Here is an 11,310-nt window from a genome sequence, read left to right as displayed (position 1 = left end):
GTTGCTGCAAACAACTCAATGCCTTCCTCCCGGATATCCTTAAAGAAATAATGACCCTGAATCAGCCGGTTATTCACATCTTCAAGGTCATGCACAATCAACCCAAGCGGCGCAGAGGTGACCTTTCGGCCGATCTGCTCTTCTGCCCGTTGCCAGACAATATCCTCATCCACAAGAGCCGACTTGTTCACAATCACCAGAATATCGTAATCACTGATATAGCCATTCTCAGGATCGTTCACCCAGGTACCTTTGGCATGGCTGCCAAAGAGAATGATTTTCAAAATCCGGTATTCGGTTTTACTCCCGGTCTTGCCTTGCAGGTAATCCTCCAGGGTATCGCGCAGGATGGTTGAGATACACTGGAGCTCGTGCTGTTTGGCTTCCGGTAGATGATCAAGGCTGGTTTTCATGGTGATAACGACGGATTCTAAAATGCATTTGGGAGGCTTAGTTTGAGGGTTGACCGCTGGAATGTCCATAGACTGGCTGTGAGTGGAAAACCCTGGTTCGTAGGGGAGTCGTGGAGACCAAAACCAGTGATTGAGCCCGTGACAAATCACAGCGCTGTTAATTGTTTTTCGGGTATCGATTGTTTGCCTTTTACACGTCCCTGTCAGCATTATTTCAAGACACAGTATTCATAAACAGTCTGCATAAAATAACACCTGTTTCGTGTAATGAACGCCACAAAAAATCATGCTTTAAGACTCAGTATCCAGCGAGCGAAATTGACAGAAATGGGCGGCTTGCCTATGTTGATGGGGAGTTGATGAGACTGAGTGAGTTTGGCGTCTCAGGAAAAAGCGTCTTCTGGATATTTTGTCAGTGGATGTGGAATAACTGTAGGCACACAATAGGAAAGTTCGTGGATAGGCAACCAATTCCGAAAGGAATACGTTTTGAGGTATTTAAAAGAGACAGCTTTAAATGCCAATATTGTGGCGCAAGTGCTCCCGATGTCTTATTGCATATTGACCACATTAAACCGGCTGCAAAAGGCGGAACCAATGATATTACTAATTTGGTTACTGCTTGCGAAGGCTGCAATCTAGGGAAGAGTGACAAATTACTCAGCGACAATGCTGCTGTCAATAAGTCAAGAAATCAGCTGGAGGTTCTGCAAGAGCGAAGAGACCAGCTCGAAATGATGATGGAATGGCAAGAGGGCTTGCAATCCTTAAAAGAAACTGTGATTCAAAAGGTCATATCAAAATGGGAGAGTGTAGCACCAGGTTTTAGTGTAAATGAAAACGGGCAAAAGCGAATTAAGAAAATCGTCAGGAATTATCCGATTGACGAAATATTCGAGGCTATAGGTATTGCTGCTGAGCAATATTTGGAATATGAAGATGATGGCTCGGTTACGGATGAATCGTGGGAAAAAGGATTTAAGAAAATTGAAGGTATTTGTAGAGTTAGGAAAAATCAGGAAGAAAAACCTTATCTAAAAGATCTCTACTATGCGCGTGGGATATTGCGAAATCGTGTGTACGTCGACGAAAAATACGTTATGGAAATGATGGAGAACGCTGTAATGGCAGGGGCTGAAACTCAATGGATAATTCAAGAGGCGAGAAATTGTAGAAATTGGACGCAATTTCGGGAAGAAATGCATGATTTTATTGAAAGAAATGCCTAACAAACGGCTCTACGCAGACGCCCAAACCTACGCAGTTTTTGTGGTTTCGCTAACACAAAAACCACTCCAGTCTGGCCGCTGGTGAGCCGGGCGTTATGTCTGAGAAGCCGCAAACTGGGTAGGTAATTATGCCAAATTGTGATTGGGGTCGGCCTTGCATCTGTAGTGACTGTAGGACTCGATATCGAACAGAGACTTGTCCTAGTTGCGGCTTCGAAAATGTTGTTGAACTGGAAGGTGCTGGAGAGATACGAACAGATCGAAAGGGTTTATCTTATGCCGACATGATAATGCCAACGGGAGACCCAAAAGAATTGATTTGTTTTAAATGCGGACATGTAATTCCAAGCGTTGAATTCTATACAAGAGTTTCTGTTCATTCGTGCAGGGAAAAAATACAGCAAGAAGAAATTGAAAAGACTTCAACGCCTTGCGATGGTTGCAACGAGAAAATAGAACGCACGATTGAAGGATATGCTCCGGTAAAGCTAACTGAATATGGCGGTCAGAATTTTTGCAAGAAATGCCTTTCAGAACTAGTAAAGAATAATAGCCCTGACCCATCAAATGAAAACGAAAAATATATTTTCAACAATCAAGAACTAAAGTGGGTTATCTCGAAAGAGCGTCTTAAATGTGAGGTCTGTGGAAAGCCTCGCTGGCTTAATTATGAAAACCGCTGGAAGCCAATGTGCTTGGCATGCTACAAAAATGACATAACAAGGCCGTAAACTCGGACGCATTTTTCGTTCGCTGCGCTTACTACAAATGCGCCGGTTACGGCTGGCGTTATGCTATCAATCATAAATAACCCCTCAAGGAGGATTAAATGAAAAAACTATTAGTTGCCGCATCTCTATGTGTGTTGGTTTCAATGCCTGCTTTAGCGCAAAACCTTGAGGACGCTGTGCCAGAAGCCAAAACAAAATTGGAACAGTTTAGCACTAAAACTGGCGTGGTTATTATTCGAGGATTTCACAAAATAGGATCAGTTCAGGGTTTATACGGCACCTCAGTCAATATTGAAGCCAAAGAGTTTACGAACGTAACTGATGGAAAAAAACAATACGGAATAACCATTGAATCTTTTAAAGAGGATGGCCGTTACGATAACAAGCATACATCTTTTATAGATTATGATGAGATTGATTCCCTGATAAAGGGCATTGAATACATTTCCAAAGTAAAATCCAGTGTAACTAAGCTTGAAGACTTTCAAGCAGATTATTCGACTAGAGGCGACTTGAAAATATCAACATTTAGCTCTGGAGATAGAATTATGGCAGCTGTAACGAGCGGCAATATTGGCGGTGTTGCTGCTTACTTTAATATCGAAGATTTAGAAAAGGTCAAAAACCTCATAAAACAGGCAAAAGCAAAAATCGACGAAATAAGAGCATAACAAACAGCTGCACTGGACTCCGCAAACTGTCGCGCTTTTTGCATACGCAAAAATACGCGCCAACTTGCTCAACCAGTGAGCTGGGCGTTATGTGTAAATAAAATGCTACGGAGATAACATGGCGATATTTGGGATTGGTGCTTACTACGATGAAGATGTAAGTGAGAAATTTATTAAAAATTCTATCGCAGGTCCTGGGTGGAATAAGGAAAAAGCGCCTGAATTATTTCAGTATATGGCTTCGTTAAAAGTAGGTGATATTGTCTATATCAAGTCTTGCCCAGCAAGTAGCAAAGACATTCATGTTAAAGGTATTGGCTTCGTTTCCGATCATGAGTTACTGACGGAATTAAAAGACACGAATAACTTAGTTAGTGTAGGAAGGCGTATAAACTGGATAAATACTGAAAAGTTCACAATCCCTAAGCCACAAGAAAAAAACAATGTGCGCTCCAATACTTTATATGAGGAGTTTCACCCAGAAATTCAGAAAGTGATAATGGGTAAGGTCATTGGTGTAATCAAAAACACATAACAATCAGCTCCACAGGATTCGCTCCCTTCGTTCGCTCTCCTGTGAGGTGGGGCGTTAGGCTTACGAAGCTTTGAACTGATTTAAAGGAAATCTATGGCGACAAACAAAAACCAGCATTATGTCCCAAGATCCTATTTGAAAGCGTTTACGTATAATTCGGAGGGGAAAGCTATCAATGTTTTTAATCTTGATAGAAGCAAATGCATATCCATGGCGCCAGTCAGAAACCAATGTTCTAGAGACTACTTTTATGGGAATGATGATAAATTAGAAAGCGCGATTCAGCTTGTCGAGCAAGCCTATGCATCTACATCAAGCGCATTGCTCGAATCTCCTCGAGCATTAAGTAAAAAGCATGAGATTGTTTTGAAACGATTTTGGCTTCTTCAATATTTAAGAACAGAAGCAGCATCTAGGCGTTCAGTCGAAATGTCAAATGGCATTGGTGAAGCAGCAGGTATTAGTGCGACAGAGTATAATCTAGGCATTAAAGAAGCCGTTCTAATGGCAATGAAAACTTATGCCGAGTGCATGGATGTCGTTGATGATTTAAAATTATGCTTGGTGCTTAATAAAACAGAGTACCCGTTCATATCTTCAGATGATCCAGCTGTTTTATCAAATAGGTGGCATTTAAATGATCCGAGAACTAAGTTTAGATCATTTGGCTTGAGAACATCTGGAAATCTATTATTTCTACCTCTCAGCCCAAAGCTAATGTGCCTACTATATGATGGCAGCGTTTATAGTGTCAGTCATAAAAATGGCTTAGTGAGTGTTACTAGAAAAGATGATGTGATGAGCTTCAATCAACATCAAATTTTAAATTGTAGAGCTAATGTTTTTCTCAAAGACATAGAGCATGAAGCATTTGTTAGTGAATCTATAACTGAATGTAAAGCCAATAGGCTTGTCGAAAGGCATCGAACAACCTATGCAATTCTGGAATCTTCGAATGGGGGCTATTCCCGCTACGTAGTAATTGATCCTAAGGTTGCAGAAGAGCATGGAGAAGCAATAATACACTCAGAAACGATACATCATCATCCTACATCGTGGCCTATTATCATTAAATGGCGTAATAAAGGCACTGTATACACTAACGGAACAGGCGTAGGTTACATAAGGAAGCATCATGCATTAAACCAGTCAGAGGGCTTCTATAAGGAGCCCGCCAGGCAAAAATGACCGCCAGCCTAACAAGTGCAAGTTGTCGGACTGGTTTTCCGCTGCGCTACAAACCAGCCGCAAATTGCGGCGCTATGCTTCTGGTGAAAACTAACGAATAGAGATGAAGCGAAAGAAATAATTGCTAGATCTAAGCTCGATTCATTGACGGATTAAAATGTCGTCGAAACTCTTTCTGAGTATTGGTTTTACGATGACGTAGAAGAAGTGAAAGTAGACATAGAAATAGGTCAATTAACCATACTTGGGGAGGAGGCTATCGCAACATTAGTCTCAAAAGCCTCCCCTGATGAATCATATTTTCTCAAGGCCGTTTGTAGTTGCGTTGAAGGCGAGCTGGTATTGGAAATTGGCTGGACACAAATTATGTATGCTTTAACTGTGGAGCTTTTCCCTTTAGAAGGCGACACCGAATTGGTATACGACCGCATGATATTTTCTGAAGATCGAGTTGAGATCTATGGTCACAAGCTAATGAGAATTACTGGAAAATAGACTCTTTTAAAGCTAGGAAGGATCGATAGTATGCAAAAAGATGGAGTTATGAATTACTACATTGGTGAACTGCATGGTGTTTCGTTTAGATCTGAATTACCGAGTAAGCCCAATGCCTAACAATCACAGACAGTCGACGCGAAAAAGCACGCGCAACTGCTGCAAGCGCTAGCTGTCCGAGGAAGAGTCATGGGATACGATTTACACATCACCAGAAAAGAAGAATGGTTTGAAGAAGAAGGTGATCAGATAACGCTTGATGAATGGAATAATTTTGTAAATTCGTCACCAGATATGAGGCTAGACGGATACGCAGAAGCAGAGACTCCCAATGGGGTTTTAAGAGTGGAAAGCGAAGGCCTAGCCGTCTGGACTGGTTATTCTGGTCATGACAATGATGGGAATATGGCTTGGTTTGATTATTTTGAGGGAAACATAAAAGTTAAAAACCCCGATGATGAAATCATAAAAAAAATGTATCAGATAGCTGTTGCTCTCAATGCGAAGGTTCAGGGAGAAGAATGTGAAGTATATGGAGAGGATGGCCAGTCCAACTGGCAAGAGCTAAAAGCCGAAGGTGAAGTAATGATAGTCGCCAGTTCAAAAAAATGGTGGCAGTTCTGGAAGTAGCAGCTAACAAGCCAAGTCAGCAGGACTTATTTTGCTGTCGCTTTGCTCCAAAACGCAAAATAAGCCTCTGCTTGAGGCGTTATATGTAGTCAGCTATGGATGAATTTATATCAATAATACAGTTCCATACAGCCATGCCTTTTGGGTACTTGCTATTTTCATTGCTTTGGTTAGGCGTTGTTGTATGGGCAGTAAAAAATATTGTTAGCAATCTTTTTGCAAAGAGATTTCACGGGCCAAAGATGTATATTGCAGGAGGCCTGCTAATCGTTGCAGTCGGGTATGCATATGCAAGTGTTCGATACTCAGAAAATATTAATATGAACCCGTTTTTTAAAGAGTCTGCCTTAGTTGGCGATTGGACTTATGGCAATTCTAAACTGGTGCTTATGCCAGAAGGTATAGCCGTTATAAACTTTAGTAATTCTCTGCTTGAAAAAATGGGTATAGATAATGGCGAAGGGTATTGGAAAAAAGAGGGAGATTTTAATCTGGTGTTAGGCAGTACCGTAGTTAACTTTGAGTCAAAGAATGGGATACTCCGAGTAATACAGTATGCTGGAAAATATCGTTTAATAATTGAAGATTACGAAGATCCAGATATGTGGGATGGAAGCCTTGGTTTTAAACAGAAAAACATGTAACAAGAGACTGTTGTCGCCGCTGTGCGGCTAGGACAGCCTACACGCCGTTTCGTTATGTTTCGGCTACCTCAAAGCAAAGCGTTAGAATTTTTTCCTCACTTTATAAGTGAACATTCTGCGGCACCGACAAATTCGCGATGGTGCACAGGTAAAGTCAGGTGGCATTCGACTTCAGTCGGTCGTTGAGTGCTAGGTAATCAGGAATTGGATCAGTCCAGTGGCATTTGTTATTTAAAGCTCAGCAGTTTCCCGGTCATGCCAATTCTAAAAATACAAAGCTGCGGACCACTGTTGTGTCCGCAGTTTTAGGCGTTCTGTGTTTTAAAGGAAACTCATCATGAATATCAAACTTGGTGAAGGAGTCGGTCCAGTACAGTTCGGTGTAACCAAAGCTAAAACTATTGAGCTCCTTGGTGCACCAGATAAAGTTTACGAAACTGATTCAGATTGCGAGAGACTGCAATTCAATGACATCATGTTAGAGCTTTCATTCGAACCTGAAAATGAAAATCTGCTAGGGTGGATTGAAGTTCATAATTCAAATGCTGAATTATTTGGCCTTAAACTTCTTGGGAAGACCAAGGAAGATGTGCTAATGCTATTAGCTGGGCACCTTAACTATGCTCCCGAAACAGAAGATTACGGGTCAATGGAATCACTATCATACGATAATCACTGGCTTGAACTTCAATTCGAGTTTAATAGACTCAAATGCATTAATTTTGGTGTACTGTATGACGAGTCGGATGCGCCGATTTGGCCAGCACAGAACCAGCCAAAGCAATAGATGAAGTACTATTTGAGGCGTTAAATTTCTATGATCATATTCGCAGTTACAAAAAATGGATTTCTAGAGCTTGAAACGGTTATCAAATCAGGTCTATATCCTGTTTGGGTCGGAGCTAATGTCTTGAGTGAAGAGGAATTAAGCAACTATAGAGAAATGGATATTGATATTACAAACTTCAGTTATGAAATAGATCCCTCAAACGACGAAGAGCTAGACGATGCCCTTATAACAGTTGCGGAGCATCATCCTGGAGAAAGGGTTTGGCTAGAATGCAAGCCGTAAATTTAACAAGGCCAGACACAATCGCTCCTTCGGGCTGGACCTCCGCACTGCGTGCTCCGGCCGGTGCTGGAGGCGTTAAGCAATATATCGAGTGGATTATTAGTTTATGAAAAAAAACATGAAATGGATTTTATTGGGCGTCCTTGGATTTGTCTTATTTATTGGATTCATTATATTAATTGTAATGTTCGTCATGAAAATGATGAAAGGCGATGCGTATCATCTTTCGCTAGCAGCGATTACAGAAAGCTCCGAGGTGGTTAAGCAATTCGGCGAACCATTACACCCTAGTTGGTACGTACTAGGGAATGTTATTACTAGCGGTGCCGACGGTTCAGCGTCGCTAGAGTATTCAATTGAGGGCTCTCGATCCTCGGGCAAGGTGTATGTCTACGCAACTCGCTCTGTAGGCGAGTGGGTGCTTGATAAAGTAGTTGTTTTAAACCAAGTTAGCGGCGAGCGAATTCAGGTGTTGGATGAGGCAAAATAAATGCATAACAAATGCCACTAAGACGTGGCTACGTCGCTGGACTCGCAACAAGTTGCTCGCCTCTGTGGCGGGCGTTATGAGATGCATGAGCGTTAGATTATGGAGCTAGGAAAAATATATAAAGAGGTTTCCGTTGATGAGTTTCACGTAAAGCGTGAAGGTGATTCATTTCTAGTTTCTTTTACTTTTTTTGTGTCCGCTGAAACTGTTGACGTTAAGTTGAGCGGTGTTCGAGATTCTGACAACCTATGTGAAATATTGAATGCCGACAGGCTGTAGGAAAACCTCAGCGCATTTTTCCGACCGTGCTGTACGTAAAATTTCGAAGAAAGTTAAGGATGAAAGCGATGCAGAATTCACGTAGAAGTGAATTTGGAAGGTCGTATTTTGATCAATTTTAGGGGATGTGAAAATCTCAGAGTTTTTCTATAGCCTCATAAGTATGTACCAAGCATTTTTAAGTCAAAACACACACTAGTGTTGGCGGTATTGGCTTGCGCTGGGAGTACGCGCTGTCGTTACCCTCTCTTTTCAAATTTGATTGACTGACAGGCCTGCCCGCTAACGCAGGCCCTCGATCATTAGCCCAGCTGTTCGAGACCCTTGAATTTCTGTTTGATCTCAGACACTTCTCCGTCCATCTCTGCTTCGTCGGCATTCAGCAGGTCACCATCAAGCCGGGCGGTTGCCGTCGGTAGGCGGATTTCAAAGCGCACTCCGGAAATATCCAGTGGTTTGAAATGGATGTCTGTCTGTTTATGGCTCTGTTTAAGCGTTAACGACCAGCGCGGACAGGCGGGTTGACTCGGATCCGTGATGGTTTTTTTGCTGTCCAGTTCCAGCAAACGATGGGTTTTCTGATCGCTTTGATGGGTAATTTCGATATTCAGCAGTTTATCCTGAAGTTTCCAGTCCAGTTCTTTCTCGGCTTCATCGTGACCGGATTTTCGACACAGTGGTCGATCATCCTCGACCACGAGCTCCAGCACCTCAGTGACCACGGTGCCATCGGCAAGTTCGAAACGTAGTGATAAGACATCGGCTTCATTCAACACGTTTTCAAATCGAACCTTGCCGTCATAACCTTTGACAATTTCATTGACGAAATACAGGCCCAGACCTTTACCATGGTGCTCTTTGACTCTCCGGGTGGAATAACCGAGCTGAAAGATATTTTGTGCGGTCTCTTCATTGATGTGGGGGCCACGATTGTAAATCTGATAACAGATAAATCCCTGTTGTTCTTTCAGATCCACCGCAATGCCAGCATGTTTCTGTTTATAGTCCCGGCGGCTGGAAAAGAACTGGGCATTGTTCAGCAGGTTTTCCAGGACCAGAACGATATGGTTTTCATTGCCGAGAATATTGTCCGTGATCGTAAGGTTCATCCAGGCCTGATCGATGTCATCGACACAAATGGTGCCGCTGCGGGCATCTCCGATGGCGCAGCCGAAGCAACGTTGCAGTGCTTTTTGCACGGCAGACAGCGGGGAGAAGACATTCTGTGCCGGAAACTCACCGCCTTCATGGGTTTGAAATTCAGCCTGAAAAAACTGCTCCTCGCTGTCGCAGACCTGATTGGCGATATGTAGGGCAATATTGTCGGCGGTGGACAGATCCAGTAAATCCCACAAATAAATCAGGCTGTCGAGGGCTTCCTGAGTCTGCTGTAATTGTTCTGAATCGGTATTCTGTAACTGGCTGATTTGCCGGAGCAGGATGGTTTTGATTTTGTCGTAGCTGATCACGCCGTTATGTCGTACTTCAGAAGCGATGCTTTTGAAATGCAGAAACTTTTCATCGTATTCAATATATTCGAGCAGTTTGTCGCTGATGAACAGCTTCAGTTTGTCGGCATGGCTGGCGTAGACATGGGTTTTGGCATGCAATTGTTTTTTATCCGCTAGAACCTCGGCCATCTGCTGCCGAAAACGGGCGATTTCAATTTTCTGGTTGTGACGGCGACGTTGAAACAGCCGCAGTTCTGTCAACAGAATCAGGATAAATACCACGGTGGCTGCAAGCTGGAACTGAGAGGTGGTGACTATGTCCGGCACCTGATAAAAGCTTAGCAACTGTGGTTGACCGAGCAATAAAAAAAAGGCGATCAGCAGCAAGGCGGAAAGACTGGTGAATATCGGATAGGGGGTGGACATTTTTTTCATCATCGGTCTGGTTTCCAACAGTAAGCGCGCTCATCGCCAAAGGTTACGATACCCGTTCCGTTCTGACAGCGTTGAATAAACTCCCCAGGCTGGTTTTCCGCCATATCAAAGGCCATGCGCAGGGTTTTAATGTGTTGGCGGTAGTTGGCATAGGAAAACCGTTCCAGGTCTGCCTCCAGGCGATCGGCGATCTGCTCGGTGTTTAGTGGCCTTGGGCTGCTTTCCACCAGATACCGTAGAATTTTACGTGGTGTCGGGGCTAGTGGGCGTTTGGGGTTATGGGGGTTCATCAGTCGTTTGTTGAGCCAGTAAACTTCCCAGGTAGCCAGGTCAATTTTCAGGCTGCCACTGGTAATGATGCTGGCAGGTGTATCCGGCCCGGACTGGCGTTTGCGCAGTGCTGCTTTGATACGCCAGCACAATACAGCCTCAATGTTACGTTGATGTTTGGCAATAAAATCCTGGGCATTGGCCTGCTCGAATGCCTGCTCTTCGAGGCCGGTACCGCTGTGCTCTGACAGATAGATGATCGGCAGATCCGGCCATTTGCTGTGCAGGGCTCTGGAAACGCTGAAGCCAGCCTGATCATTGCCATTCATATGGGCATCCAGAATAGCGAGATCAGGACGGCTCTGATCATCCATACGGGCAATACGCTGTCGCGCTGCCTCTGGAAATTTGAAGACTTCCAGAGTGTTGTCGCCATCATCAAAATCGGTTTGTATCAAAACGTCACTGAACCGGTCGATCCAGTGTGATTGGTCCTCAACCCAAAATAAATGTGCCATGCCTGCCTGACTCCACTTCGAATGCAGGAAAGCATAGCCTGTTTACAGCGAGATTGGCGTGAACTTTTTCCGATTTGGCCGGCAAAATTTCCAGTCATCGGTGTCTGGTACGGATTTCGCCGATAGCAAACTAAAGGAGGGGTATATTTTCAACGTCGATGATTCGGTTGGTGGGCTGGCCCGAGAACGATTCAGGTCCTGTTGTTTGGATATTTGCACCCGTGTATTTATCTCCGGCGCACCTGACAGTTTTGGATAA

Annotated in this window: 14 protein-coding genes; 11 read left to right on the top strand and 3 right to left on the bottom strand. The window is 43.5% G+C overall.

Annotation, left to right across the window (positions count from 1 at the left end; all coding sequences use genetic code 11):
* The coding region (locus ACQY6I_RS11075; RefSeq protein WP_428241551.1) for a nucleotidyltransferase domain-containing protein at positions 1 to 413 on the bottom strand (413 nt) is incomplete at its 3' end.
* Between the two features lie 455 nt (positions 414 to 868).
* Here ACQY6I_RS11075 and ACQY6I_RS11070 point away from each other — a divergent pair.
* The 11 genes from ACQY6I_RS11070 to ACQY6I_RS11020 all read left to right on the top strand — a co-directional run bounded on the left by ACQY6I_RS11070 (position 869) and on the right by ACQY6I_RS11020 (position 8,098).
* Positions 869 to 1,642, top strand: a complete 774-nt coding sequence (locus ACQY6I_RS11070) for an HNH endonuclease (RefSeq protein WP_428241550.1) — start codon at positions 869 to 871, stop codon at positions 1,640 to 1,642.
* A 290-nt stretch (positions 1,643 to 1,932) separates the two neighbouring features.
* A complete protein-coding gene (locus tag ACQY6I_RS11065; protein ID WP_428241549.1) occupies positions 1,933 to 2,373 on the top strand; it encodes a hypothetical protein in 441 nt (146 codons plus the stop codon).
* 98 nt (positions 2,374 to 2,471) lie between these two features.
* Positions 2,472 to 3,044, top strand: a complete 573-nt coding sequence (locus ACQY6I_RS11060; protein ID WP_428241548.1) for a hypothetical protein — start codon at positions 2,472 to 2,474, stop codon at positions 3,042 to 3,044.
* 118 nt (positions 3,045 to 3,162) lie between these two features.
* Entirely contained in the window at positions 3,163 to 3,579 is a 417-nt protein-coding gene (locus ACQY6I_RS11055) for a hypothetical protein (protein ID WP_428241547.1), read from the top strand.
* A 93-nt stretch (positions 3,580 to 3,672) separates the two neighbouring features.
* Positions 3,673 to 4,767, top strand: coding sequence for a DUF4238 domain-containing protein (locus ACQY6I_RS11050; RefSeq protein WP_428241546.1), 1,095 nt, complete (start codon positions 3,673 to 3,675; stop codon positions 4,765 to 4,767).
* 207 nt (positions 4,768 to 4,974) lie between these two features.
* Complete coding sequence (locus ACQY6I_RS11045; RefSeq protein ID WP_428241545.1) at positions 4,975 to 5,262, top strand: hypothetical protein; 288 nt, start codon at positions 4,975 to 4,977, stop codon at positions 5,260 to 5,262.
* A gap of 189 nt (positions 5,263 to 5,451) precedes the next feature.
* Positions 5,452 to 5,892: a hypothetical protein gene (locus ACQY6I_RS11040; RefSeq protein ID WP_428241544.1), complete on the top strand. Its 441-nt coding sequence runs from the start codon at positions 5,452 to 5,454 to the stop codon at positions 5,890 to 5,892.
* A 95-nt stretch (positions 5,893 to 5,987) separates the two neighbouring features.
* On the top strand, positions 5,988 to 6,536 hold the full coding sequence (locus tag ACQY6I_RS11035) for a hypothetical protein (RefSeq protein ID WP_428241543.1): 549 nt from the start codon (positions 5,988 to 5,990) through the stop codon (positions 6,534 to 6,536).
* Between the two features lie 337 nt (positions 6,537 to 6,873).
* Positions 6,874 to 7,323 (top strand): hypothetical protein, encoded by a 450-nt coding sequence (locus ACQY6I_RS11030; RefSeq protein ID WP_428241542.1) that lies wholly within the window; start codon positions 6,874 to 6,876, stop codon positions 7,321 to 7,323.
* Between the two features lie 30 nt (positions 7,324 to 7,353).
* Entirely contained in the window at positions 7,354 to 7,608 is a 255-nt protein-coding gene (locus ACQY6I_RS11025) for a hypothetical protein (protein WP_428241541.1), read from the top strand.
* A gap of 106 nt (positions 7,609 to 7,714) precedes the next feature.
* Positions 7,715 to 8,098 carry a cytochrome c oxidase assembly factor Coa1 family protein gene (locus ACQY6I_RS11020; protein WP_428241540.1) on the top strand — a complete coding sequence of 128 codons (384 nt, stop codon included), beginning with the start codon at positions 7,715 to 7,717 and terminating at the stop codon, positions 8,096 to 8,098.
* 581 nt (positions 8,099 to 8,679) lie between these two features.
* Here the strand turns inward: ACQY6I_RS11020 and ACQY6I_RS11015 are convergent.
* Positions 8,680 to 10,266, bottom strand: a complete 1,587-nt coding sequence (locus ACQY6I_RS11015; protein WP_428241539.1) for a sensor histidine kinase — start codon at positions 10,264 to 10,266, stop codon at positions 8,680 to 8,682.
* Positions 10,263 to 11,051 (bottom strand): response regulator transcription factor, encoded by a 789-nt coding sequence (locus tag ACQY6I_RS11010; RefSeq protein WP_428241538.1) that lies wholly within the window; start codon positions 11,049 to 11,051, stop codon positions 10,263 to 10,265. Before ACQY6I_RS11010 ends, ACQY6I_RS11015 begins: the two co-directional genes overlap by 4 nt.
* Positions 11,052 to 11,310: the final 259 nt, after the last annotated feature.

The organism is Gynuella sp. (assembly GCF_050297175.1).
Classification (GTDB): Bacteria; Pseudomonadota; Gammaproteobacteria; order Pseudomonadales; family Natronospirillaceae; genus Gynuella.
Note: the sequence above shows the minus strand (reverse complement) of the source record. Positions and strands in the feature narration are given on the sequence as shown.

Bases quoted from the DNA above. Each gene is read 5' to 3' on its own strand.
- ACQY6I_RS11010 (WP_428241538.1), bottom strand. From the start codon at position 11,051: ATGGCACATTTATTTTGGGTTGAGGACCAATCACACTGGATCGACCGG.
- ACQY6I_RS11030 (WP_428241542.1), top strand. From the start codon at position 6,874: ATGAATATCAAACTTGGTGAAGGAGTCGGTCCAGTACAGTTCGGTGTA.
- ACQY6I_RS11035 (WP_428241543.1), top strand. From the start codon at position 5,988: ATGGATGAATTTATATCAATAATACAGTTCCATACAGCCATGCCTTTT.
- ACQY6I_RS11025 (WP_428241541.1), top strand. From the start codon at position 7,354: ATGATCATATTCGCAGTTACAAAAAATGGATTTCTAGAGCTTGAAACG.
- ACQY6I_RS11065 (WP_428241549.1), top strand. From the start codon at position 1,933: ATGCCAACGGGAGACCCAAAAGAATTGATTTGTTTTAAATGCGGACAT.
- ACQY6I_RS11040 (WP_428241544.1), top strand. From the start codon at position 5,452: ATGGGATACGATTTACACATCACCAGAAAAGAAGAATGGTTTGAAGAA.
- ACQY6I_RS11015 (WP_428241539.1), bottom strand. From the start codon at position 10,266: ATGATGAAAAAAATGTCCACCCCCTATCCGATATTCACCAGTCTTTCC.
- ACQY6I_RS11020 (WP_428241540.1), top strand. From the start codon at position 7,715: ATGAAAAAAAACATGAAATGGATTTTATTGGGCGTCCTTGGATTTGTC.
- ACQY6I_RS11060 (WP_428241548.1), top strand. From the start codon at position 2,472: ATGAAAAAACTATTAGTTGCCGCATCTCTATGTGTGTTGGTTTCAATG.
- ACQY6I_RS11050 (WP_428241546.1), top strand. From the start codon at position 3,673: ATGGCGACAAACAAAAACCAGCATTATGTCCCAAGATCCTATTTGAAA.
- ACQY6I_RS11055 (WP_428241547.1), top strand. From the start codon at position 3,163: ATGGCGATATTTGGGATTGGTGCTTACTACGATGAAGATGTAAGTGAG.